Here is a 23,916-nt window from a genome sequence, read left to right on the forward strand (position 1 = left end):
ATGGCCTATTCAGAGCCCTACGTCACGCTCCAGAACAATGTCGTGGATGGCGCGGAAGGCTCCCCCGATACGATGATCTCGGACCGTTTCGTCGAGGTGAGCGAGTTCTACAACTTGACCAAGCTGCAATACATGGCCGCTCCTGTCGTCATGTCGGGGAGCCAGTTTGATCGTTTGTCACCCGAAAATCAGACGCTGGTCATGGAGGTCGCTGACGAGGCCCGTGCTCATGCAATCCAGGTCTATCTCGATGGTTACGTCAAAGCGCTGGACGAGATCCGTGCGGCCGGGCTTGAGGTCGTCGAAACACCGAACGCGGAGCTCGTCGAAGCGACGCGCGATGTGGCCACGCAGTTGATCGCGGCGGCACCGGATGGCGAGGCGAACTTCAAACTCTTCGAGCAGGTGGCCGGCAAGTAATTCCTTGAACCGCATCTTACCTCACCTGACCTCTACCAAGCGAACTTGGTGAGCACCGCGCCAATTTGACTTTTCGCCTCCGAAGTCTTCTTCGGGGGCGTACGCAGTCGGGAGAGTACAACCCTACCAAGGGTGCAGCTTCAACAGCGCCCATAGCGCGACCAATGCACCCTTCTGACGGGGGACGCTTGGGCAAGGTCTGGGGGCGGCCGCGTTGACGAGGCGACGCGCCGCGGCGTGGCGGACCGTGGTCCATGCACTGACGTCCTCGGTTGAGCGCCACATCGTTTCGATTCGTGCTCCGCAGTCTTGTTCGCAGGCAAAGGACAGCTGAAACGCTGGATCCGCAAAGCCAGGCGCACATGAAGTCTTGGGTAACTTGTTTTCAAATAGGCAGAAAGTTCCGTCAAGTTTCCGCGCACAATAAAAAGCTAGTAATATAGCTTTTAATGTTTTAGCTCTCTCGCAGGAGGGATCGGCCGCCGCTTCGGGACCGGCTGATCGACAACTGGGAGAGGAGCCCCCTCATGCTTAGACTGCTCGTGAAAGCCCTGCCGACGCTCGCCGTCCTCGGCTTCGGCGCCACCGCCACGCTGGCGCAGGACGACGTGGAACTGCCGCGCTCGATGATCTGGAGCGCCTACGACGTCGGCTCCGGCGGCTACACCGAGGCGTCGGCCATAGCGAATGCCGTGCAGGGCAACTTCGACACGCGCATCCGCGTTCTGCCATCGGGCACGTCGATCGGCCGCCTGCTGCCGCTGCGAGAACAGCGCGCGCAGTTCGGCTTCCTGTCGAACGAGCTCTTCTTTGCCAGCGAAGGCACCGAGGAGTTCGCGACGCCCGACTGGGGTCCGCAGGACGTGCGCGTGATGCTCGGGCGGCCGGCCTCGGTGGGGATCATCGCCGCCGCCGACGTTAACGCGAAAAGCGTCGCCGACCTGCGCGGCAAGCGCGTCGGCTTCGTCAAGGGGAACCCGTCGCTCAACATCAAGACCGACGCCTATCTCGCCTTCGGAGGCCTGACCCGCGACGACGTCGAGCAGGTCTGGTTCGGCAGCTACGGCGCGCTCAAGGACGCGATCATCTCGAACCAGCTCGATGCAATGGGCATGGTGCCAACCTCGTCCTTCGCGCGCGAGATCGAGGCGAGTTCGCGGGGCCTGACCTGGCTCAACTTCCCGCCCGAGGACACCGAGGGCTGGAAGAAGGCCACCGACGTCATCAGCTTTGCCGAACCGCACAAGCAGACCACCGGGGCAGGGATCGACGAAGACCACCCGGTGTGGCTCTTGGGCTACCGATATCCGATGCTGGCGACCTACGCGGCGACCAGCGAGGAGGAAGTCTACAACCTCGTCAAGGCGATCGACCAGAGCTTCGACGGCTTCCGCGAAGCCACCGCCGAGGCGGCGAACTGGGCCACGGAAGGCGCCATCGTGCCGCCGGCCGACGCGCCGTTCCATGACGGGGCGATCCGCTACGCCAAGGAGATGGGCTACTGGACCGACGAGGCGCAGGCCTGGCAGGACGCCCGCCTGGCGCGGATCGAAGCGGTCAAATCGGCCTGGACCGAGGCGCGCGGCGCCTATGATGGCGATGATGCGGGCTGGCCCGAGTTCTGGGGCACCTGGCGCTCCGAACACCTGACGAACTGATCCCAGAGATCGCGTCCTGCGGGTCCGGCCTGATCGGACCCGCCCCATTCCCTACTTCAGAGCGTGAGCGAGGTCCGTGATGAGCGATCCGCAGTCCCTTCCCGTGTCCGACCAGCCGGACACCTCCCAGAGTTCAGGCGTCAAGATCGGCATGCTGCACGGGCCGACACGGGCGGTGGTGCTGGTGCTCGGCCTGATCGCGCTCCTGCTGAACGTAGACCGGCTCTTCAACACGCAGATGCTGATCGGCTACGTGCTGCTCGACACCGCGTATTTCTACCTGCTGACCGGCATCTTCCTTGCCATCGTCTTCCAGGTCTACCCGCTGCCGTACGACCGGTTCGGCAGTGCCGGGCGCATCGCGGACGTGGTTTTCTCGCTGCTCGCGCTCGGCGCGGCCTGCTATTTCGCCTGGAACGGCGAGCGCATCCTGATGGAGGGATGGGATCTCGTCGCGCCGACCAGTGCGCAGGTCATCTCCGGGGTGTTCTGCCTGCTGGTACTCGAGGCGCTGCGCCGGACCGGCGGACTGGTCCTGCTGTGCATCTGCGGCTTCTTCTTCCTCTTCCCGCTCTTTGCAGAGAGCATGCCGGGCTTCCTCTGGGGGCCGTCCACCGACATCCCCGGCCTGGTGATGATGCACGCGCTCGGCTCGGAGAGCATCATCGGCGTGCCGATGCGCGTGGTGGCGGGCCTGCTGATCGGCTTCCTGCTCTTCGGCTCGGCGCTGGTCGTGACCGGCGGCGGGGCCTTCTTCATGGCCTTCGCCGAGGCGCTGCTCGGCCGCACCCGTGGCGGCCCTTCCAAAGTGGCGATCCTCTCCTCGGGCTTCTTCGGCTCGCTCTCCGGGTCGGTGATCTCGAACATCGTCACCACCGGACAGATGACCATCCCGACCATGAAGAAGGTCGGTTACCCGGCGCGCTACGCCGCCGCGATCGAGGCCTGCGCCTCGACCGGCGGGGCGCTGATGCCGCCGGTCATGGGCGCCGTCGCCTTCATCATGGCCGAGAACCTCAACGTTCCCTATTCCACCGTGATGATCGCCGCCATCGTGCCGGCCGCGCTCTTCTACCTCGCGCTGATGCTGCAGACCGATTGCTACGCCGCGCGGCGCGGGCTTTCCGGGCAGCGCCCCGAGGACCTGCCGAAGCTCTGGCCGACGCTGAAGGAAGGCTGGCACTTCCTGCTGTCGCTGGTCGTGCTGATCTACCTGATCGTGGCGCGCGGGATCGAGGCGCAGGCACCCTTCTACGCCACGCTCGTCCTGCTGGCGACCAGCGCGCTCAACGGCTGGATCCGCGGCGAGAACCAGCTGACCCTCGGCCGGCTCGTCGATCTGCTGGATGACGCGATCCGCAACATCGCCAATATCGTCGGCATCCTTGCCGGGGTCGGGCTCATCGTCGGTGCGCTCAGCTACACCGGCGTCGGCGGCGCCTTCTCGCGCGAGCTGCTTCAATTCGCCGGCGACAACGTCTTCCTGCTGCTGCTCTTCGGGGCGCTCACCTCCTTCGTGCTCGGCATGGGGATGACCGTCAGCGCCTGCTACATCTTCCTGGCCATCGTGCTGGGGCCGGCCATGGCCGGCGCGGGGCTGAACCCGATCGCGGGGCATCTCTTCATCCTGTACTGGGGCATGCTGAGCTACATCACGCCTCCGGTCGCGCTGGCCGCCTTCGCCGCCGCGGTGATCGCCAAATCCGACGGAATGCGCACCGGCGTGCTGGCGATGCGGCTCGGGGCGGTGAACTTCGTGCTGCCGTTCATCTTCGCGCTGAACCCGACGCTTGTGCTGCAGGGGGAACCGCTCGACATCCTGCATGACGTCGGCAGCGCGGTGCTGGCGGTGTGGCTGATGGCCGCCGCAAGCGAGGGCTGGCTGCATTTCGTCGGCCGGCTGGGCATCCCGGCGCGGGTGCTGCTCGGGGCTGCCGCGATCACGCTGATCGTTCCCGGCTACCTGTCGGATGGCATCGGACTGGCGCTGCTCGCGGTCGCGGTGCTGGTGAACCGCCTGAGCGCGCCGGACACCCGCCGTGAGCCGGTCCGGTCCGTGGCCCCGTCCGCCGAGTGAAGAGGAAAGCCCGATGAACACCCACACAGCCCCCTCGCATGGCACCGTTCACCTCGAGGTCACCGACGGCATCGCCGTGCTGACCATCGACAATCCCCCGGTGAATGCCGGCTCCCACGCGATCCGCAAGGGCCTCATCGAGGCGCTGCGGAGCTGCGGCGAGGTGCGGGGCGCGGTGCTCGTCGGGGCCGGAAAGAGCTTTGTCGCCGGCTCCGACCTGCGCGAGTTCGGCGCGCCCCTCGCCTGGCCCGAGCTGCCGGACGTCATCGCCGCCTGCGAGGCGGCACCGTTCCCGGTCGTCGCCGCCATTCACGGCGTGGCGCTTGGCGGCGGGCTCGAGCTGGCGCTCGGCTGCGACTATCGCATCGCCACGCCGGACGCGAAGCTCGGCCTGCCCGAAGTGTCGCTGGGGATGGTGCCCGGCGCGGGCGGCACGCAGCGGCTGCCGCGCCTGACCGGGCGCATCGCCGCGCTCGAGATGATCTGCGGCGCCACCCGCATCACCGGGGTCAAGGCAGAGGCGCTCGGGCTGGTCGATGTGGTCGCCGAGGGCGATCTGCTGGCGGCGGCGAAACGGTTCCTCGCCGAGGATCGCCCCAAGCGCGTGGTGGCCGACCTTGCGGTGCCCGAAGAGGACGAGACCGCGCTGGAGACCGCTGCCGCGAAGGCGCTGCACAAGGGCAGGGGCCGGCCGAACGTGGCCGAGGCGATCCGCCTGGTGCGGGCTTCGGCCGATGCGGACGTCGTCGCCGTCCTGGCGGATGAGCGGGCCGTTTTCCAGAAGCTCCGCCTGTCGGAGGACGCCTTTGCCCTGCGCCACCTTTTCTTCGCCGAGCGAAGGGCGGGCAGCGTCGACGGGCTCGACGCCAAGCCTCGGCAAGTCTCGGCCGTCGGTGTCATCGGCGGCGGCACCATGGGGCAGGGCATCGCCCGCGCCTGCCTTGCTGCAGGGCTGCCGGTGACGCTCGTCGAGCGCGACGCCGAGGCGCTGGAAAGCAGCCTCGGTGCGCTGCGGGAGGCGTTGCAGGCCAGGCACGCGCGCGGACGGCTTTCGGAGGCCGCGCTGGCGGCGCAACTGAAGGCCCTTTCGGGAACGACGCGGATCTCCGATCTGACCAGCTGCGATCTGGTCATCGAGGCGGTGTTCGAGGAGCTCTCGGTCAAGGTGCCGCTGCTGGCCGAGCTCGACGCCACGCTGCCGCCCGAGACGGTGATCGGCACCAACACCTCCTATCTCGACATCAACGCCATGGTCGCGGACCTGCCGGGGCGGTCGCGCGTGCTGGGCCTGCACTTCTTCAGCCCCGCCGACGTGATGCGCCTGCTCGAGGTGGTGCGGGCCGAAACAACGGCGGATGACGTGCTGGCCACCGGCCTCGCGCTGGCGAAACGCCTTGGCAAGCAGCCCGTGGTGGCGCGCGTCGCCGAAGGGTTCATCGGCAACCGCATCTACGCCGCCTACCGCCGCCGCGCCGAGCTGCTGGTGCTCGATGGCGCCGCGCCGCAGGACGTGGACGCCGCCGTCGAAGCCTTCGGGTTCGCAATGGGGCCCTTCGCGGTGTCGGACATGAGCGGGCTCGACATCGCCTGGGCGATGCGCATGCGGCAGGCCGCGACGCGCGACCCGGCCGCGCGCTACGTCACCATCCCCGACCGGCTCTGCGAGGCGGGACGGCTGGGCCGCAAGACCGGCGGCGGCTGGTATGACTATCCCGAGAAACGCCCGGAGCCCTCGGCCGAGGTGACCGCACTCATCGACGCGGCGCGCAGCGAGGCCGGCATCACCCCGGGCGCCTTCGGTGCCGAAACCATCCAGCGCCAGCTGCTGATCGCCATGGTCAACGAGGCGGCCCTCCTGCTTGCCGAAGGCGTCGCGCAGCGCGCCTCCGACATCGATGTGACGCTTGTCAACGGCTACGGCTTCCCGCGCTGGAAGGGCGGGCCGCTGTGGTGGGCGGCGCAGCAGCCCGCGGACCGCATCGAGGCCGATCTCGACGCGCTTGAGACCGCGATCGGCCACGGCTTCGCCCGCGGCGCGGTGTCCGACACTCTCGAAGAGCTGAAGGGCTGAGCCATGCAGACCGTCTACATTTGCGACTACATCCGCACCCCCATTGGCCGCTACGGCGGCAGCCTCTCGGGCATCCGCGCCGACGATCTGGGCGCACTGCCGCTGCTGGCGTTGCAGGATCGCCATGACGGCCTCGACTGGGCCGACACCATCGACGTGATCTACGGCTGCGCCAATCAGGCCGGCGAGGACAACCGGTCGGTGGCGCGCATGTCGCTGCTGCTCGCCGGGCTGCCGGAGACCGTCTCGGGCACGACGATCAACCGGCTCTGCGGCTCGGGCATGGATGCAGTGCTGGCGGCCTATCGTCGGCTTGCCGTGGGCGAGGGGGACCTCGCCATCGCCGGCGGGGTCGAGTCGATGTCGCGCGCGCCTTTCGTCATGCCCAAGGCCACGAGCGCCTTCTCGCGCCAGTCCGGCGTCGAGGACACCACCATCGGCTGGCGGTTCATCAACCCGCAGATGCATGCCCGCTACGGCACCGACTCGATGCCCGAGACCGCCGAGAACGTCGCCGCCGACTTCGGCATCTCGCGCGCCGATCAGGACGCCTTTGCCCTGCGCAGCCAGCAGAAGGCGGCCGCCTCGCGCGACATCATGGCCGAGGAGATCATCCCGGTGGCCGTGCCGCAGCGCAAGGGGCCGCCGGTCATCTTCGATCAGGACGAGCACCCGCGCAGCACCACCGCCGAAAAGCTGGCGGCGCTGCCGGCCCCGTTCCGCGCGGGCGGCAGCGTCACCGCGGGCAATGCCTCGGGGGTCAACGACGGCGCGGCGGCGCTGATCCTTGCCACCGAGGCGGGAATGAAACGTCACGGGCTGACGCCTCTGGCGCGGATCACCGGCGGTGCCACCGCGGGCGTGGCGCCGCGCATCATGGGCATGGGACCGGCCCCGGCGACGGAGAAGCTCTGCGCCCAACTCGGTGTGACGGCGGACAGCTTCGACCGCATCGAGCTCAACGAGGCCTTCGCCGCGCAGGCGCTGGCCGTGCTGCGGCGGCTCGGGATCGCCGATGATGATCCGCGGGTGAACCCCTATGGCGGCGCGATCGCGCTTGGCCATCCGCTCGGCATGTCCGGCGCGCGGATCACCGGCACCGCCGCCCGGATGATCGCGCGCGGCGAGGGCAGCACCGCGCTCGCGACCATGTGCATCGGCGTGGGGCAGGGCATCGCCCTGTCGCTCGCCGCCGCCTGACTTCAGAAAGGACCGACCAATGGGTATCGACATCAGCTTCAACGGGAAAGTGGCCGAGATCACCATCGACGTGCCCCCCGTCAACGCCATCACCCTCGCCAATTACGCCGAGATCGGCGAAGCCTTCGACGCCGCCGACAGCTGGCAGGGGATCAACTGCGTGCTCTTCACCGGAGCGGGCGCGCGCGCCTTCTGCGCCGGGCTCGACCTGAAGGAGTTCCTTGCCGCGACCGTCGAGGAAGACCCGGCCCGCGGCCGCATCGTGCGGCGCTGCTTCAAGTCGATCCGGGACTGCGCGCTGCCGACCATCGCCGCGGTCAACGGCCCGGCCCTCGGGGCCGGCACGGTGCTGGCTTCGGTCTGCGACATCCGGCTTGCGTCGGAGACGGCGAAATTCGGCATGCCCGAGATCAACGTCGGCCGCTGTGGTGGCGCGTCGCACATGGGGCGGCACCTGCCGCAGGGCATGCTGCGCAAGATGTTCTTCACCGGCGAGCCGATAGACGCGGCCGAGGCCCATCGCTTCGGCTTCGTGCAGGAGGTTGTTGCCCCCGAGGCGCTGATGGAGGCCGCCCGTGCGCTCGCGGCGAAGATCGCCGAGAAGTCACCGCTCGGCCTGCGGCTCGGCAAGCAGGCGCTGAACCAGATAGAATTCCTGCCGGTCGACGAGGGCTACCAGATCGAACAGCAGTTCAGCACCATCCTGATGAAGACCGAGGATGCCCGCGAGGCGACCGCCGCCGTGGTCGAAAAGCGCAAGCCGGTCTGGAAGGGGCGCTGATGAGCCTGCACCCGATCAACGGCACGCGGCTCAACATCCGCATCGACCGCGCCGGGGACGGCGCGCCCTGGGTGGTGTTCTCGAACTCCCTGGTCACCGACCTGTCGGTGTGGGACGGTGTGGTGGCGCGGCTCTCGGGCTGGAACGTGCTGCGCTACGACCAGCGCGGTCACGGTGGCTCGGACGTGCCTTCGGAGCCGGTGGATTTCGAGCTGCTCTCGGAGGACCTCCTGGCGGTGATGGACCACGCGGGCGTCTCCCGCGCGGTCTGCGTCGGCCTGTCGATGGGCGTGCCGACAACGCTGGCCGCCTATGCCAAGGCGCCCGAGCGTTTCGCCGGCCTCGTCTTCATGGACGGCATGGCGAAATCCGCGCCAGCTGCGGTCGAGACCTGGGGCGCGCGGATCGATGAGGGCCGCAGGCTCGGCATGGACGGCTACGCCAAGGTCACCGCCGAGCGCTGGCTGACCACGCCCGCCCGCGCCGAGGCGCTGGCGGCGATGATCGCGGCGACGCCCTTCGACGGGTTCAAGGCCTGCGCCACGGCGCTTCAGGGTTACGACTATTCCGCAGTCCTACCGAGCATCGCGGTCCCCGCGCTGCTGGTGGCGGGGCTGTCGGACGGCGGGATCCCCGAGACCATGCGCGGCATCGCGCAAACCATCGGCGCGCGGTTCGAAGGGGTCGAGGACGCGGGGCACGTGCCCTGCTTCGAGCGGCCCGAGGCCACCGCGGTGCTGCTCAACGCATTCCTGGCCGAGGTGGAGGCCGCGGCGTGAAACTGCACTGGTCCCCCCGCTCGCCCTTCGTGCGCAAGGTGATGATTACCCTGCACGAGACCGGCCGGCTGGATGAGGTCGAGCTGATGCGCAACGTCGTCGCCAGCCACCTGCCGCCGAACCCGGCCGTACTGGCGGACAACCCGCTCGGCAAGATCCCGGCGCTGGTCACCGACCGGGGCGTGCTCTTCGACAGCCGGGTGATTTGTGCCTGGCTCGACGGCGATGGCGTGCTCGACGCCGGGGTCGACGCGCAGCGCTGGCAGGCGCTGGCCGACGGCGCGACCGACATCCTGCTGGCCTGGCGCACCGAGCTGCTGCGCCCGCAGGGCGCCTGGGACGCGATCACCGCGAGCTTCCGCGCCAAGATCGGTGCGGTCATGGCCACGCTCGAGGCCGAGGCAGAGGCGCTGGCCGCGCAACCTTTCGGCGTGGGTCAGGTGGCGGTGATCTGCTTCCTTGGCCAGCTCGACTTCCGCTGGGGCGACAGCGCCTGGCGGACCCATTTCCCGCGCCTTGCGGACCTTGCCGCGACCTGGGCCGAGCGCCCCTCGGTCGCCGCCACTGCCATCGTCTATGACGGCGCAGCGGGCGACGAGGTCACCGCCGGCATCCTGACTTTCGAAAAGGAAACAACATGAGCGGACCGCTTTCCCATGTTCGGGTGCTCGACCTGAGCCGCATCATGGCTGGCCCCTGGTCGGGCCAGATCCTCGCCGACCTCGGTGCAGAGGTCATCAAGGTGGAACGCGCCGGAGTCGGGGATGACACCCGCCGTTGGGGTCCGCCGTTCATGAAAGACAGCGAAGGCAAGCCGACTAGAGAGTCCGGCTACTACCTGTCGGTCAACCGCGGCAAGAAATCGGTCGAGGTCGACATCGCGTCGGCAGAGGGGCAGGAGCTGGTCCGCGACCTCGCCCGGACAAGCGACATCGTGCTCGAGAACTTCAAGGTCGGCACCCTGGCGCGCTACGGGCTCGACGAGGCGTCGCTGCGGGCGATCAACCCGCGGCTGATCTACTGCTCGATCACCGGCTTTGGCCAGGACGGGCCGATGGCCGAGGACGTCGCCTACGACTTCATGATCCAGGCGATGGGCGGGCTGCTGTCTGTCACCGGGGTGCCGGACGGCGCGCCGGGAGCCGGGCCGCAGAAGGTCGGGGTGCCGGTCATCGACATCATGACCGGCATGTACGCCACCGTCGCCGTGCTGGCCGCACTGGCGCGCCGCGCCGAGACCGGCAAGGGCGACTACATCGATCTTGCGATGTTGGACGTGGCCACCGCGATGCTGGCCAACCAGGCGATGAACCATCTGGTGTCGGGCGCGACGCCGACCCGCAAGGGCAACAAGCACCCGAACATCCAGCCGCAGGACATCTTCCCGGTCCGCGACGGGCACATCGTGATCGCCGTCGGCAATGACGAGCAGTTCGTGCGCTTCGCCGGGGCCCTCGGCCACCCGGAGTGGGCGCAGGATGCACGCTTTGCCACCAATGCCGCGCGGGTCGAGAACCTCGACGTGCTGCACCCGCTGATCTGCGACACGTTGCGCGACCGCGACCTCGCCGACTGGCGGGCGGATCTCGTCGCGGTGAAGGTGCCCTGCGCGCCGATCAACACCGTGCCGGGCGTGCTGGCCGAGCCGCAGGTGCAGCACCGCCGGATGCTGCGGCACCTGCCGCACCCGCTTGCCGGGACTGTCCCGCAGGTGGTCTCGCCGATGCGCTTTGCCGACGCGCCGCTGTCCTTCGATGCCGCACCGCCGCTGCTGGGCCAGCACACCGACGAAATCCGGGACCGCGTCGCCGCGGCCAAGGTGAAAGGATGACCAGCATGGGACGTATCAGCTTCCCCGCCCCGGAAACCATGTCGCCCGCGCAGAAGGCCGTTTTCGACGAGATCGTCTCGGGGCCGCGCGGCGTGCTTGTCGGGCCGCTGCGCGCGGCGCTGCACAATCCGGTTCTGGCGGACCGCTGGCAGCAGCTCGGCCGCGTGCTGCGGTTCGAGACGACGCTGCCGGCCCATCTCAACGAGTTGGCGATCCTGATCACCGCGCGTCGCTGGAACAGCCTGCTGGAATGGGCGATCCACGAGCGTGACGGGCTGAAGGCAGATCTGGACCCGGCCTGGATCGACGCCCTGCGCGTGGGCCGGGTGCCGGCCTTCGGCGACGATGCCGCGGCGGCCGAGATCTACGACTATGTCTGCCAGCTGCTGACGCAAGGCACTCCGACGCAACCCGTCTACGATCTGGTCTGCGCGCGCTGGGGCGAGGTCGGGGTGGTCGAGCTGACCGCCGTGGTCGGCTACTATTCGATGGTGGCGATGACCCTGAACGCACATGAGATTCCGGTCCCCGAGGGGGTCAGCGCCGATCTTCCCGTCACTCCCGGCGTCCTCTTCGACCTGCCGTTGCGCAACTGAGGGCGGCGGCCCGGGTTCCCCTCTTCCGGCAGCAAGTGTTATAAAGCTATAATATCGTCAGATATGCCCGGAAGGCGCAGGAAAACGAGGAACGTTCCATGCAGAAGCCCAGCTCGACCGACCTGCTCGAGAAGAGCAACGTCGCCCGCTACATCCAGCTTGCCTCGCTCTTTCGCGGGCGGATCGAGCGCGGAGACTGGGCGATCGGCGCGCGGATCCCGACGGTCGAACAACTGTCCAAGGAATTCGGCGTCGCCGGCATGACGATCCGGCAGGCGCTCGATCAGATCGAACAGGAGGGTCTGATCGAGCGGTTCCGGGCCAAGGGCACCTTCGTGCGTGCCCGGCCCGAGCGTGACCTCTGGTGCGAGGTGCAGACCGACTGGAACGGCCTGCTCATGTCGCGTGCCGACGCGCAGATCGAAGTGCTTTCGGACACGCCCGGCGCGACGCTCGCGCAGGCGGATTTCGACCATGGCACCGTCGCGCCGAGCTATCGGCACCTCCGCCGCCTGCACCGGCGGCAGAACGTGCCCTTTCTCGTCGCAGACGTCTTCGTCGACGAGAAGCTGCAGCCGCTGATCCCCGAAGAGAATTACTCCACCACCACCGCTATGCGGCTGGTGTCCGACTTGCCGGGCGTGCGCGTCGCCGATGCCCGGCAGATCCTGTCGGTGGCCTCCGCCGATGTCGAGACCGCGCAGCTGCTGCAGCTGTCGCTCAACGATCCGATCGTGCTGGTCCAGCGCCTGGCGATCGATGAAGGGGGTCGGCTGATCCTTGTCGCCAACGGGATCTACCGCGGCGACAAGGTGCGGATCGACATGAAGCTGCTCACCTGACTCTGTAGTGCGCGCATAACTGAGACCGCGGCGACTCTTTAAGTGACAAAGCTAGCTTAATGACATAATCTACCTCTCAAGGGAGACTTTGGGAGGAGAATCATGAGATTACTGGCTCATGGCGCGGTGCTTTGCTGCGCCTTCGCCACCGGTGCATTCGCCGACGAGGCGGCCTGCACCGAACTGGCGAAAACCGGTGGTGACAGATTGAAAATCACCGGGACCGCCTGGGTCCCGGCCGGACCCGATGCCGATGCCGGGCAGGATCTGCCAGCGCATTGCAAGGTCACCGGGGTGGTCGATGAGCGGCGCGGCGCAGGCGACGTTCTCTTCGGCGACCGCTTCGAGTTGCGTCTTCCTGAGGGCTGGAACGGGCGCTTTTACTTCCAGGGCGGCGGCGGGCTCGATGGCCGCGTGCGCCCGGCCTTTGGCGGCTCGCAGCCGACCGGCGAGCCGGCGGCCGTGGCCGAAGGCTACGCGGTGATCTCGACCGATGCCGGGCACGAGGACAAGGACAGCTCCTTCGGCCTCGATCCCGAGGCCCGCGAGGCCTGGGGCTATCAGGCGATCAAGGATGTGGCCGAGACCGGCAAGGCCCTCACCACCGGCTACTACGGCGATGCGCCGCACCACAGTTACCTCATCGGCTGCTCGAACGGCGGTCGTCAGGGCATGATGGCCAGCCAGCGGTTTCCCGAGCTCTTCGATGGCATCGTCGCGGGCGCGCCGGTGTTCCACCTGTCGCGCAGCCATGTCGATACCGCCTGGGGCCTGCAGAAGCTGACGGCCATCGCCCCGCAGGATGACGCGGGGAACCCGATCCTCTCCCGCGCCTTCTCGGATGCCGATCTCGAGCTTCTTGCGCAGGATATCGTCCGGCAGTGCGACGCGCTCGACGGGCTCGCGGATGGGCTGATACTTGACCCGACCGGCTGTGACTACGACCCCTCGGGGCTGGTCTGCGGCGAGGGGCAGGATGCCTGCCTGGGTGCAGAGAAGGTCGAGACGCTGAAGCTGCTGCACGAGGGCTCGCGCGACAGCACCGGCAAGCGCTTCTACGTCGCATGGAGCTACGACCCGGCGATCGCCGACGCGGGCTGGCGCAGCTGGCGCCTCGGCACCTCGGAAACCCCGGAGCCCAACGCGATCAAGGCAGGCCTGTCCAACAATGGCATCAAGTACGTCTTCCTGACGCCGCCGGACCCGGACTTCGACATCATCAATTTCGACTTCGACAGCGACCCGCAGCGCATGGAGGCGTCCGCCTCCTTTGCGGATGCGACCTCGACCGATCTTGCCGCCTTCCGCGATGCGGGCGGCAAGATCCTGCTCTATCACGGCACGGGGGATGCGGCGATTTCGGCCAATGACACCGCCCGCTACATGGCGGCGCTGCAGGCGGACATGGGCGAGGTCGGGGATTTCGCCCGCTACTTCCCGGTTCCGGGCATGGGCCATTGTCGCGGCGGGCCGGGACTGGAGTCCTTCGACGTGCTGCAGACCATCGTCGGCTGGGTCGAGGAGGGCAGGGCCCCCGACCGGTTGATCGCCACCGGCGCGACGATCGAGGGCGTGACCCGTCCGCTCTGCCCCTGGCCGACCGTGGCGACCTATGATGGCAGCGGTCCCACCGATGCGGCGGCCAGCTTCGTCTGCCGCTGAGTGCAGTGTCATCGCGCCGCGTCGCGCCGCAATGCCGCAAGGAGCAAGACGATGTATTACGATCCGCGCAAGGGCGACCACGGGCTGCCGCACAACCCCTGGACGGCGCTGGTGACACCGCGGCCGATCGGCTGGGTGTCGAGCCGCAGCGCCGCCGGAGTGCCAAACCTCGCGCCCTACAGTTTCTTCAACGCGGCGGCGACGCATCCGCCCTTCGTCATGCTCTCTTCGACCCCGCGCAAGGACAGCCTGTCGAACATCGAGAGCACAGGCGTCTTCGCGATCAACATCGTCGGCGCCGAGCTGGCAGAGGCGATGAACCGCAGCTCTGCGCCGGTGCCGTCCGATGTCGATGAGTTCGGGCTCGCCGGCCTGAAGGCGCGCGCCTGCCGCAGCATCGACGCGCCCTGCGTGGCGCAGAGCGCCGTCGTCATCGAGTGCATCCTGAACCGGGTGATCTCGCTCTCGCCGAAGAGCGGGCTGCCATGCGACACGCACATCGTCTTCGGCGAGGTCACCGGGATCGAGATCGCCGATCGCGTGATCCGCGACGGGCGGGTGCGCAGCGAGCTGATCCGCCCGGTCTCGCGGCTCGGCTATCTCGATTACGCGGTGACGGAGCAGATGTTCGAAATACCGCGTCCCGGGTCCTGAACGGACCCGCCCCCGGCTCACCCCACGCCGGGAATGGTCGCGGACAGTGTGGGGCCCTCGGAGGAGTACACACATGAAGACGAGATTTGCGGTGATGGGCCTTGCCCTCGCCCTGGCGATGCCGTGCCTTGCGCAGGCGCAGGTCGAGGAGAAGACGGCGATGAACGGCGACGCGCAGGTGGGCTACTCGGTCCGCGGCGAGGGGCCGCTGGTGGTGGTGATCGCCTCGACCGGCCGCAGCTCCGGCGAGCTTGCGCCGCTGGCCGACAGGCTGTCCGAACGCGGCTACCGCGTCGCCCTGCCGGAACCGCGCGGCATCGGCGCCAGCACCGGCAAGATGACCGAGGTGTCCTTCCACGACTTCGGCGACGACTTCGCCGCGGTGATCGAACAGGAGGGCGGCAAGGCCATCGTCGCGGGCCATGCCTACGGACAGTGGATCGCCAAGACGATCGCCTCGGACCACCCCGAGATGGTCTCGGGCCTGGCGCTGATCGCGGGCGGTGCGAAGTCCTGGCCCTCGGAGCTTTCCGAGGCGATCACCATGATCAACGATCCGGACTCGAGCCGGGACCAGAAGATGGAAGGGCTGCTGCTGGCCTTCTTCACCGACGAGCAGAGTGCCGAACCCTGGCTCGAGGGCTGGCACCAGGACGTGACGGTCAGCCAGCGCGCGGCGCGCAAGCTGACCAACCGCGAGGATTACTGGGCCGGCGGCACCGCGCCGATCCTTGACCTGCAGGCGGGCGCCGATCCGTTCCGGCCGGAAAGCTCGCGCATGGAGGTGCGTGACGAACTGGGCGATCGCGTGACGGTCACGGTGATCGACGGCGCCAGCCACGCGCTTCCGGCGGCGAAGCCCGTCGAGACCGCCGATGCCATCGCCGATTGGGCGGACGCACTCCTGCAGAAGTGACTTGGCGCCTAGGCGCCGCACAGCGGCGGCGGCGGCACCAGGGCCCGTCCCCGTTTCGGGACGGGCATCACAAGAAATCGCATGCAGCATGAGCTTCCCAGGAGGAGACGGGATGAGACATTCCAGGATGAGAATACTGCCAGTGGCATTGATCACGGCGGCCACGGCGCTGGCCTCGGCGGCGTCGGCCGAAATGAGCGAGGACACCTGCAGCGCGCTTGCAGAATTCGCCTACCCCGATCTGCGCATCGAGGTCGCGGAGTTCCTCAGCGGCGCGACGATCGACGAGACGGCCTTGCCGGACCACTGCCGCGTGGAGGGCTATCTAGAGGAGCGCGTCGGCAGTGACGGCAAGCGCTACGCCACCGGCTTCGAGCTGCGCATGCCGGTTGCGTGGAACGAGCGGTTCTACTTCCAGGGCGGAGGCGGCACCGACGGCTCGATCAGGCCCGCGGTCGGGGTGAACACGATCGGCCATCCTCAGGCACTCACACTCGGCTTCGCGGTGGTGTCCACCGATGCGGGGCACAACCTTGGCGATCGTGCGGACACCAGCTTCGGGCTCGAGCCGAAGGCGCGGGTCGATTGGGGATACAACGCCATCGACCTGACTGCCACCGTGTCCAAGGCCCTGCTGCAGGCGGCCTACGGGATCTGGCCCCGATATTCCTATTTCATGGGCAACTCCAACGGCGGACGGCAGGGACTCATCTTCGCGCTAAGGCATCCCAACCAGTTTGATGGCATCCTGGCGCAGAATCCGATCAGACAGCAGACCCGCGGACATGTGGCGGGGGCCTGGAGCGTGCGTGTGCTCGCAGAGCGGGCGCCGAAGGACGCCGCCGGGAAGCCGATCTTCACCCAGTTCCTCGACGATGCCGATTTCGCCTTGCTGACGCGCGAGATCACCGCCCAATGCGATGAGCTTGATGGCCTGAAGGACGGTGTGGTCGACAGCGCAAGGCTCTGCAGTCCCGACTTTTCCGCGCTGGAGTGCCGCGATGGCGCAACGGAAGAGTGCCTGTCACGGGACCAGATCGACGCCTTCACCCTGATCCACGAGGGCCCGGTCAACTCCGCGGGCGAAGAACTCTACGTACCCTTCGCCTATGATGCGGGCTCGGACTTCATGGGCTGGCACATCGGCGATGCGGACGCGTTCCCGAACAATGGCCGCAAGGCGCGGAACACCTCGATGCACAATGTCTTCCGCGACCCGCCGGATCCGGATTTCGACGTCTACGGCTTCGACTTCGACACGGATCCCGTCTCCATGAACGCCGCCGCGCAGTTCACCGACGCCGCTTCCGCCGATCTTGACGCGTTCAAGGGCGCGGGCGGAAGGCTGATCGTGGTGCATGGCATGGGCGACAGCGGGATCTCGGCCGTAGACACGACCCGCTGGTTCGAGACCGTCCAGAACCGCTATGGCGCAGAAACCGGGAGCTTTGCGCGCCTCTTCCTGCTGACCGGCGTCCGGCACGACCGGACGGGCTCCGGCCCGCACGTCTTCCCGGGCCTCGATATGCTCATGGCGTGGGTCGAAGACGGGAGTGCGCCGGACCATCGCTCGGTGAGTGGCGGCACGCCGTCGCGGGAGCGTCCTTTGTGCGCCTTTCCGGGTTACGTCACCTGGGAGCCAGCCACCGAAAGTTGGGGCTGCCAAGAGTAGCACGTTGTGCCGGACCACAGGTCCGGCACGCCCAACCTGTCGGCGAGTACCATGAACACGCCTGGAGATCAGATACGATGATCACAATCCGACCCTACAAGAGATGGTCTCGATATTGAGGGGCGCTTGGGCCGCACCTCACTTGGCATTTGATCGGACACGTGGTCGCGCGAAATTTGGCTCCGCCGCGGCGACCTGTTTGAGCCGGGACATCTTGAGATGCGCGCGGTTGCACGGAGCACGAGCCGCGCTTTTCAGTTTTCCCGGCGCATCACGAAATGACCCGCGCTCACCTCGTCATAAGTGCGAACGGGTGGAACGAAGTCGAGGGGCCTGACCGGCGTCTTGATCTCGCCTGACAGCCCGGAGCGCCGCGCATGGCGTCGTGAAGGATCTGCCACGGGAATAGCTTGGATCAGCTTCTGCGTGTACGGGTGGCGGGGGTCTGCAAGCACTTTGGCACGGGGACCGATTTCGACGATTTCGCCCAGGTACATCACCGCGATGCGGTGGCTGATGCGTTCGACCACGGCCATGTCGTGCGAGATGAAGAGGTAGGAGAGCCCCAGTTTCTGCTGCAGGGCCATCATCAGGTTCACCACCTGCGCCTGGACCGACACATCCAAAGCCGAGACGCTTTCGTCCGCGACGATCAGCTGTGGCTCGAGCACCAGTGCCCTTGCGATGGAAATCCGCTGCCGCTGGCCGCCCGAGAATTCGTGCGGAAAACGTACCGAGAGGGCAGGGTCGAGCCCCACGGCATCAAGAAGTTCGGTGACCTTGTCGCGGGCTTCGGCGCGGGAGCCGAGCCCATGCGCCAGGAATGGCTCGGCGATGGCGTCGCCGATGCGCATGCGCGGGTTCAGGCTGCCGAACGGATCCTGGAAGATCATCTGTGCCTTGCGCCGGAGTTGCTTGAGGCTCGCAGGGTCCTTGCGATCGATCTTGCGACCCTCGAACAAGATCTCACCCGAGGTCGGCACGGCGAGTTGCAGAATGGACTTGCCGATCGAGGACTTGCCGCAACCGCTCTCGCCCACAAGCGACAGTGTCTCGCCGGGCAGGATGCTGAACGAGACGTTCTCGACCGCGTGCACCCGTTCGCGGAGCCGGGCAAAGGCGCCTCGGCGCACGTCGAAACGGGTCGTGAGGTTGCGAAGTTCGAGCACCGGCGTGGTGTCGTGGCGCACTGTGTCGGGGATCGGGTCCGAAATCCGGATCGCCCCGCTTTTCATGTCGACGCGCGGGAACGGGCGCGGGGAGGGCTCATCCGTCATCGAGCCCAGAACCGGCACCGATGCCAGCAGCGCACGGGTGTAGGGCGTACTCGGGCGGGAAAAGATCTCGGGCGTCGGAGCCTGTTCAAGTAGGTCTCCGCGGTACATGACCAGCGTGCGGTCGGCCATTTCGGCGACCACCCCCATGTCGTGGGTGATGAAGAGCACGCCCATGTCGTTCTCGGCCTGCAGATCCTTCACGAGATCGAGAATTTGGCCTTGGATCGTGACGTCGAGCGCCGTCGTCGGTTCGTCGGCGATGAGCAGGCTCGGCCGGCTCGCGAGCGCCATGGCGATCACGACTCTCTGGCGCATCCCGCCCGAGAACTGGTGCGGGTATTCGTCGAGCCGTCTTTGCGCCGAGGGAATGCGCACCTGGTCCAAAAGGGCCAGCACCTCACGCCGAAGGGTGTTGCCCTGGATCGCGCCGTTATGCGCGCGCACCGCCTCTGCCACCTGGTCGCCGACGGTGAACATCGGGTTGAGGCTGGTCATCGGCTCTTGGTAGATCATCGCCATGCCACTTCCGCGCACCTGCCGCATCTCGCGGTTGGAGAGGGTGTCGATCCGCTGCCCGTCCAGACATATGGTCCCGGTGACCCGCGCGATGCGCGGCGGTAGCAGACGCATCAAGGCAAGCGAGGTCACGCTCTTGCCCGATCCGCTCTCGCCCACGATGGCCAGGGTCTCGCGCGGCGCGATGTCGAAGGAGACCCCGCGCACGACTTCATTCCAGGATCCATCCGTGCGGAAGGCGACCGAGAGATCGTCGACCCGAAGAACCGGGGTCGCGGCCGCGTGGGACTCAGTGGAAACGGCGGTCGAGGTCATCATGCGTTTCATCCGTGCTTCGAAGTTTCGCCTTGGTGAGGTCAATGAGAAAATCCGCAAGGGCGCGAACCTTCGCGGGGGTCGTCTTTTGCGCCGGAAAGACGATCGAGATCGGCTCGGCCTCGGTCTCGAAATCCGGCAGCACCGGCACGAGCGCGCCGGAGCGGATATCGTCGTCGAAGAGCCACCAGGTAGCCTGGCTGATTCCGATCCCTTCCAGCGCGGCGGTTCTAAGAATGTCCCCGCTGTCGGTGGTCAGATTGCCGCTGACCCGCACAACGCTCTCGTCCCCGCGCACGTCGCGGAAGGACCAGTGCGGTCCGAAAGCACCGATGATGCAGTTGTGCGCGCCAAGATCATCGGGGCTGCGCGGCGTTCCATGCTCGCGGAGATACGCCGGCGAGGCCACCGTCTTCTGCGGGCCTCGGACGAGAATGCGGTTCATCAGCCGTGAATCCGGCAGGCGCCCCGAATGGACGACGAGATCGTATCCGTTCTCGATGGGGTTCGAGGTCTTGCCCTTGAGCGCGAGATCGACCGAGACGTTGGGATAGCGGCGTTGGAACTCGGGCAGGGCAGGCAGGAAAGTGCGCCGCGCAAAGGCCGGGGGCATGGCGACATGAATCGTTCCACTGGCGCCTGCGGCGTTCTCCATGATCAGGTCCTCGGCAGCCTCGACCTCGGCGAGGATGAGTTTGCAGCGCTCGAAATAGGCTTCGCCGGCCTCGCTGAGATGCATCTGCCGCGTCGATCGGACCAGCAGCTGGACGCCGAGGTGATCCTCGAGGCGCTGCACGTATTTCGTCACCGCCGCGGAGGACACCAGCAGACGCCGGCTGGCAGCGGTGAAGCTGCCAAGTTCCGCGACCGTCACGAAACAGAGCATGTCCTGGAACTTGTTCACGATGGGTTTTCGCTCGCCGCTCATTTGTGGATCACCTTTACGAGCCCGTCGCCCGAAAAGTAGTCGACATGTGAATGGCAGCGCATTAGGGTGCCGCTGACGACCGCTCTCGAGGTTGGTTCAAACTTGCAGATACGGACACCTCGTATCTGTCAAAACTGTTCTCACAAAAATTGCTATTTAGGTTTTCAGGAACCTGCAACAGTCTCGGGCTGTCCCTGACCGTGGCATGTGTCGCGACGGGACACGAGGCGAAGAGCGTCATGCTGTCCAACGCAGGACCGGCCATCATTTGGCCGACGTTCTGCAGGAAGGGCTGATGGGCGCTGCGGCCTCCCAGTATAAAGAACCGCGACCAACAAGGACGGACCCATGATCAAGATTTTTCGCCGTGGCCTGCTGGCCGCGGCCCTGGCAACGACTGCCCTGAGCGCACTCCCCGCTTTTGCGCAGGACCACGGCACCAGCATCGTGATCGCCCAGCAGATCGATGCGTATTCGATGGATCCCGCAAAGCACTCCGCATTTCCTACGGCCAACATCCTCTTCCAGGTCTATGACACGCTCGTGACCATGGGGCCGGATGGCGAGCTGGTCGGATCGCTTGCGACCTCCTGGAGCAATCCCGACCCGCGAACTTGGCGCTTCACGCTGCGCGAGGGGGTCAGCTTCCAGAACGGCGAGCCCTTCAACGCCGAGGCCGTCAAGTTCACCTTCGACCGAGCGCTCGACCCCGAGTTCAAGGCACCCTATGCCTCCCGCATCTCGGCCATCACGAGCGTCGAGGTCGTCGATCCCTATACCGTCGACATCAAGACCGCCGAGCCCTATCCGACAATGCTGTTCTCGCTCTACGAGGCGTCCTTTCCCACGATGATCGTGCCGCCGAAATACGCGGCGGAAGAAGGCGGAGCGCTGATCGCCGCGCATCCGATCGGCACCGGACCCTACCGCTTTGTCGAATGGAAGAAGGACGAGCAGGTCGTGCTCGAGGCGAACCCCGACTACTGGGGCGAGGCACCCGAGATCCAGACCGCCGTGTTCCGCCCGATCAAGGAGACGCGCACCCGCATCGCCGAGCTGCGAAGCGGCGGCATCGACCTTGCAGCGGACATCCCGCCCGAGGATGTCGAGGCGCTCGACGCCGGGGACACCAAGATCGAAGTCGTGCCCTCTGACTTCCTTTATTTCTTCGTGCTCGACACCACGCGCGAGACGCCGCTGCAGAACAAGCTCGTGCGTCAGGCGATCAACCACGCCATCGACGTCGAAGCCATCCAGGAGGCTCTGCTTGGCGGTCTTGGCCAGCGCATCGCGCTGACCCTGCCCACCAACGCCTTCGGCTACGACGACAGCTGGGAGCCCTATGCCTACGATCCCGACAAGGCCCGCGCGCTTCTGGCAGAGGCCGGCTACCCGGACGGGTTCACCATCAAGATGATGTCTCGGCAGGGGCGCTTCCTCAAGGACGCCGAGATCGTGCAGGCCGCCGCGGGCTTCCTCGCCGAAGTTGGCATCACCGCCGAGATCGAGTTCGTCGAGCCGGGTGTCTGGGGCCAGATCTCCGAGAAGAAAGGCCGCGAGGGCATCATCTTCCCGGGCTGGAGCGGCCGCGATCCGAACCTCGTGTGGTATCCGCTGCTGAAATCGGGCCTCTACCAGAGCTACTACAGCAACCCCGAACTCGATGAACTGCTGGATGCGGGCGCCGCGACGCTCGACTCCGACGAGCGGCTCGAGATTTACGGGAAGGCCGCCGCGATCATCAAGGAAGAGGCGCCCCACGTGCCGATGATCCAGCCGCCGCTGATCTATGCCATGGACCGCGCGCTTGTCTGGACCCCGCGTGGGGACGGCATGATCGACCTGCGGGGCGCCAGCTTCGCGAACTGATCGCCTCCGTCCGGCCGCGTGGACCAGCGCCGCGCGGCCGGCCCCCCCTCACTGAAACTGCCCGCCGGATTTCCCACCGACATGCTCACCCACATTGCCATCCGGATCCTCTACGCCTGCGCCGTCGTTCTCGGCGTCTCGGTAGCGGTGTTCTTCCTGGTCAGGATCGGCGGAGATCCGACCACCCTCTTCCTTCCGCCCGAGGCGAGCCTCGAAGAGATCGCCCGCTTTCGCACCCTGATGGGCTTCGACCAACCGCTGCACGTGCAATATGCAGACTTCCTCATGCGCGCGGTGCAGGGTGATTTCGGCAACTCCATGCGCTATGACCAGCCCGCCATGCAGCTCGTCCTGGAGCGCGTGCCCGCGACGCTGGCGCTTTCGGGGGCCGCGCTTCTGCTGTCGATCGTCATCTCGATCCCGCTCGCCATCCTTGCCGCCACCAACCGCGGCTCGGTGATCGACCGCGCCAGCCTTCTGGTCTCGTTGATCGGGCAGAGCTTTCCGGCGTTCTGGCTGGCAATCATGCTGATCCTGCTGTTCTCGGAAAACCTGCGGTGGCTGCCGCCATCAGGACGGGGCGGGATCGAACATCTGGTGATGCCTGCCATCGTGCTGGCAACCTACTCGACGGCGATCATCACGCGGCTTCTTCGCTCGTCGATGATCGAGGCCCTGCAGTCGGATTACGTGCGCACCGCCAGAGGCAAGGGCGTCAGCGAGGCGCGGATCGTGTTCCGGCATGCGCTTCGCAACGCCGCGATCCCGACGCTGACTGTCATCGGCCTGCAGGTCGGCGCGCTGCTTGGCGGGGCGGTGATTACCGAGGAAGTCTTTGCCTATCCCGGCATCGGACGTCTTGCAATCCAGGCCATCGCGACCCGCGATTTCGCCGTGGTGCAGGCCTTCGTGCTGCTCATCGCGGTGACGATTGTCGTCATCAACCTGCTCGTGGACCTCTCCTACGGTCTGCTCGACCCGAGGCTGCGGACCAAATGATCCTCGCACTCCGACGTTTCCTCGAAAGCCGCCTCGCCGGGCTCGGCCTGCTGCTGCTGGTGGCGATCATCCTCTGCGCCCTCTTCGCGGCGGTTCTGGCCCCCTACGACCCCCAGGCGCAGAATATCCTCATGCGCCTCAAGCCCCCCATGTGGGAGGGTCGCGACGGGCTGCACCTTCTGGGCACCGACGCGCTTGGCCGCGACATCCTGAGCCGCCTTCTCTACGGCGCCCGGATCTCTCTGCTCGTCGGGGCCGCTTCGGTGGTCATCGCGGGGCTTCTGGGCGTGGCGATGGGACTGCTTGCGGGGTACGAGCCGCGCATTGCCGGGCGCGTCCTCATGGCCGTGACCGATGTGCAACTCGCCATCCCGTTCCTCGTGCTGGCGCTGGCGGTGGCCGCTGTCGTGGGCTCGAGCCTCTTCAACATCATCGTCATTCTCGGGCTGACCAACTGGGTCCAGTACACCCGCGTCGTCCGGGCCGAGGCGCTGGCACTGCGCGAGCGCGAATTCGTGCAGGCTGCGCAGACGCTGGGCCTTGGCGCGACGCGGATCCTGCTGCGCCACCTGCTGCCCAACGTCATGTCCACTGTCATCGTGATCTCCAGCCTGCTGGTTGCCAAGATGATCCTCTTTGAATCCTCGCTGAGCTTCCTCGGCCTCGGCGTGCCGAATTCGACCCCGACCTGGGGCACGATGATTGCCGATGGGCGCGACTACATCTCCCATGCCTGGTGGGTCGCCACCTTCCCCGGGATTGCCATCTTCGTGACCGTTATCGCCATCAACCTCGTGGGCGACCGGCTGCGCGACATGCTCGATCCGCGCCTGCGGCAGATGGAGGGCTGACC

General features: G+C 66.9%; 20 protein-coding genes. 18 read left to right on the forward strand and 2 right to left on the reverse strand.

The annotated features are described in order from the left end of the window. From dctP to PVT71_RS24650, 15 genes are all read left to right on the forward strand, one after another. Complete coding sequence (dctP, locus tag PVT71_RS24580; protein ID WP_353476133.1) at positions 1-420, forward strand: TRAP transporter substrate-binding protein DctP; 420 nt, start codon at positions 1-3, stop codon at positions 418-420. A gap of 527 nt (positions 421-947) precedes the next feature. Further along, on the forward strand, positions 948-2,078 hold the full coding sequence (locus tag PVT71_RS24585) for a TAXI family TRAP transporter solute-binding subunit (RefSeq protein ID WP_353476134.1): 1,131 nt from the start codon (positions 948-950) through the stop codon (positions 2,076-2,078). Positions 2,079-2,157: 79 nt separating this feature from the next. Beyond that, complete coding sequence (locus tag PVT71_RS24590; protein WP_353476135.1) at positions 2,158-4,155, forward strand: TRAP transporter fused permease subunit; 1,998 nt, start codon at positions 2,158-2,160, stop codon at positions 4,153-4,155. Between the two features lie 13 nt (positions 4,156-4,168). After that, on the forward strand, positions 4,169-6,226 hold the full coding sequence (locus tag PVT71_RS24595) for a 3-hydroxyacyl-CoA dehydrogenase NAD-binding domain-containing protein (protein WP_353476136.1): 2,058 nt from the start codon (positions 4,169-4,171) through the stop codon (positions 6,224-6,226). Between the two features lie 3 nt (positions 6,227-6,229). After that, on the forward strand, positions 6,230-7,426 hold the full coding sequence (gene pcaF, locus PVT71_RS24600; RefSeq protein WP_353476137.1) for a 3-oxoadipyl-CoA thiolase: 1,197 nt from the start codon (positions 6,230-6,232) through the stop codon (positions 7,424-7,426). A gap of 19 nt (positions 7,427-7,445) precedes the next feature. After that, positions 7,446-8,207, forward strand: a complete 762-nt coding sequence (locus PVT71_RS24605) for an enoyl-CoA hydratase-related protein (RefSeq protein WP_353476138.1) — start codon at positions 7,446-7,448, stop codon at positions 8,205-8,207. Further along, on the forward strand, positions 8,207-8,986 hold the full coding sequence (locus PVT71_RS24610; RefSeq protein WP_353476139.1) for an alpha/beta fold hydrolase: 780 nt from the start codon (positions 8,207-8,209) through the stop codon (positions 8,984-8,986). The genes PVT71_RS24605 and PVT71_RS24610 overlap by 1 nt, the downstream gene beginning before the upstream one ends. Beyond that, a complete protein-coding gene (locus PVT71_RS24615) occupies positions 8,983-9,627 on the forward strand; it encodes a glutathione S-transferase (RefSeq protein ID WP_353476140.1) in 645 nt (214 codons plus the stop codon). The genes PVT71_RS24610 and PVT71_RS24615 overlap by 4 nt, the downstream gene beginning before the upstream one ends. Next, on the forward strand, positions 9,624-10,817 hold the full coding sequence (locus PVT71_RS24620; RefSeq protein ID WP_353476141.1) for a CaiB/BaiF CoA-transferase family protein: 1,194 nt from the start codon (positions 9,624-9,626) through the stop codon (positions 10,815-10,817). Before PVT71_RS24615 ends, PVT71_RS24620 begins: the two co-directional genes overlap by 4 nt. A 5-nt stretch (positions 10,818-10,822) precedes the next feature. Beyond that, positions 10,823-11,413 carry a carboxymuconolactone decarboxylase family protein gene (locus tag PVT71_RS24625; protein ID WP_353476142.1) on the forward strand — a complete coding sequence of 197 codons (591 nt, stop codon included), beginning with the start codon at positions 10,823-10,825 and terminating at the stop codon, positions 11,411-11,413. A 98-nt stretch (positions 11,414-11,511) separates the two neighbouring features. Continuing rightward, positions 11,512-12,255 (forward strand): GntR family transcriptional regulator, encoded by a 744-nt coding sequence (locus PVT71_RS24630; RefSeq protein ID WP_353476143.1) that lies wholly within the window; start codon positions 11,512-11,514, stop codon positions 12,253-12,255. A 102-nt stretch (positions 12,256-12,357) separates the two neighbouring features. Further along, positions 12,358-13,917: a tannase/feruloyl esterase family alpha/beta hydrolase gene (locus PVT71_RS24635; protein WP_353476144.1), complete on the forward strand. Its 1,560-nt coding sequence runs from the start codon at positions 12,358-12,360 to the stop codon at positions 13,915-13,917. Positions 13,918-13,968: 51 nt separating this feature from the next. After that, entirely contained in the window at positions 13,969-14,571 is a 603-nt protein-coding gene (locus PVT71_RS24640; RefSeq protein WP_353476145.1) for a flavin reductase family protein, read from the forward strand. Positions 14,572-14,644: 73 nt separating this feature from the next. After that, positions 14,645-15,487: an alpha/beta hydrolase gene (locus tag PVT71_RS24645; protein ID WP_353476146.1), complete on the forward strand. Its 843-nt coding sequence runs from the start codon at positions 14,645-14,647 to the stop codon at positions 15,485-15,487. A gap of 142 nt (positions 15,488-15,629) precedes the next feature. Continuing rightward, the gene (locus PVT71_RS24650) at positions 15,630-17,159 is read left to right on the forward strand and encodes a tannase/feruloyl esterase family alpha/beta hydrolase (protein WP_353476147.1); all 1,530 of its coding nucleotides are present in this window, start codon (positions 15,630-15,632) and stop codon (positions 17,157-17,159) included. Between the two features lie 254 nt (positions 17,160-17,413). Here PVT71_RS24650 and PVT71_RS24655 read toward each other — a convergent pair whose 3' ends face one another. Further along, the gene (locus PVT71_RS24655; RefSeq protein ID WP_353476148.1) at positions 17,414-19,270 is read right to left on the reverse strand and encodes an ABC transporter ATP-binding protein; all 1,857 of its coding nucleotides are present in this window, start codon (positions 19,268-19,270) and stop codon (positions 17,414-17,416) included. Continuing rightward, positions 19,242-20,195 carry a LysR substrate-binding domain-containing protein gene (locus tag PVT71_RS24660; protein ID WP_353476149.1) on the reverse strand — a complete coding sequence of 318 codons (954 nt, stop codon included), beginning with the start codon at positions 20,193-20,195 and terminating at the stop codon, positions 19,242-19,244. Before PVT71_RS24660 ends, PVT71_RS24655 begins: the two co-directional genes overlap by 29 nt. Before the next feature lie 348 nt (positions 20,196-20,543). Here PVT71_RS24660 and PVT71_RS24665 point away from each other — a divergent pair, with 348 nt between their 5' ends. Genes PVT71_RS24665 through PVT71_RS24675 form a run of 3 tightly spaced genes read left to right on the forward strand, consistent with a single transcriptional unit; the run spans position 20,544 to position 23,914 of the window. After that, positions 20,544-22,064, forward strand: coding sequence for an ABC transporter substrate-binding protein (locus tag PVT71_RS24665; RefSeq protein WP_353476150.1), 1,521 nt, complete (start codon positions 20,544-20,546; stop codon positions 22,062-22,064). Between the two features lie 18 nt (positions 22,065-22,082). Next, complete coding sequence (locus PVT71_RS24670) at positions 22,083-23,063, forward strand: ABC transporter permease (RefSeq protein WP_353476151.1); 981 nt, start codon at positions 22,083-22,085, stop codon at positions 23,061-23,063. After that, entirely contained in the window at positions 23,060-23,914 is an 855-nt protein-coding gene (locus PVT71_RS24675; RefSeq protein WP_353476152.1) for an ABC transporter permease, read from the forward strand. Before PVT71_RS24670 ends, PVT71_RS24675 begins: the two co-directional genes overlap by 4 nt. Positions 23,915-23,916 lie beyond the last annotated feature (2 nt).

Origin of the sequence: Salipiger sp. H15, from assembly GCF_040409955.1 — a bacterium.
Classification (GTDB): Bacteria; Pseudomonadota; Alphaproteobacteria; order Rhodobacterales; family Rhodobacteraceae; genus Salipiger.

Bases quoted from the DNA above. Each gene is read 5' to 3' on its own strand.
- dctP (WP_353476133.1), top strand. From the start codon at position 1: ATGGCCTATTCAGAGCCCTACGTCACGCTCCAGAACAATGTCGTGGAT.
- PVT71_RS24585 (WP_353476134.1), top strand. From the start codon at position 948: ATGCTTAGACTGCTCGTGAAAGCCCTGCCGACGCTCGCCGTCCTCGGC.
- PVT71_RS24590 (WP_353476135.1), top strand. From the start codon at position 2,158: ATGAGCGATCCGCAGTCCCTTCCCGTGTCCGACCAGCCGGACACCTCC.
- PVT71_RS24595 (WP_353476136.1), top strand. From the start codon at position 4,169: ATGAACACCCACACAGCCCCCTCGCATGGCACCGTTCACCTCGAGGTC.
- pcaF (WP_353476137.1), top strand. From the start codon at position 6,230: ATGCAGACCGTCTACATTTGCGACTACATCCGCACCCCCATTGGCCGC.
- PVT71_RS24605 (WP_353476138.1), top strand. From the start codon at position 7,446: ATGGGTATCGACATCAGCTTCAACGGGAAAGTGGCCGAGATCACCATC.
- PVT71_RS24610 (WP_353476139.1), top strand. From the start codon at position 8,207: ATGAGCCTGCACCCGATCAACGGCACGCGGCTCAACATCCGCATCGAC.
- PVT71_RS24620 (WP_353476141.1), top strand. From the start codon at position 9,624: ATGAGCGGACCGCTTTCCCATGTTCGGGTGCTCGACCTGAGCCGCATC.
- PVT71_RS24625 (WP_353476142.1), top strand. From the start codon at position 10,823: ATGGGACGTATCAGCTTCCCCGCCCCGGAAACCATGTCGCCCGCGCAG.
- PVT71_RS24630 (WP_353476143.1), top strand. From the start codon at position 11,512: ATGCAGAAGCCCAGCTCGACCGACCTGCTCGAGAAGAGCAACGTCGCC.
- PVT71_RS24635 (WP_353476144.1), top strand. From the start codon at position 12,358: ATGAGATTACTGGCTCATGGCGCGGTGCTTTGCTGCGCCTTCGCCACC.
- PVT71_RS24640 (WP_353476145.1), top strand. From the start codon at position 13,969: ATGTATTACGATCCGCGCAAGGGCGACCACGGGCTGCCGCACAACCCC.
- PVT71_RS24645 (WP_353476146.1), top strand. From the start codon at position 14,645: ATGAAGACGAGATTTGCGGTGATGGGCCTTGCCCTCGCCCTGGCGATG.
- PVT71_RS24655 (WP_353476148.1), bottom strand. From the start codon at position 19,270: ATGATGACCTCGACCGCCGTTTCCACTGAGTCCCACGCGGCCGCGACC.
- PVT71_RS24660 (WP_353476149.1), bottom strand. From the start codon at position 20,195: ATGAGCGGCGAGCGAAAACCCATCGTGAACAAGTTCCAGGACATGCTC.
- PVT71_RS24665 (WP_353476150.1), top strand. From the start codon at position 20,544: ATGATCAAGATTTTTCGCCGTGGCCTGCTGGCCGCGGCCCTGGCAACG.
- PVT71_RS24675 (WP_353476152.1), top strand. From the start codon at position 23,060: ATGATCCTCGCACTCCGACGTTTCCTCGAAAGCCGCCTCGCCGGGCTC.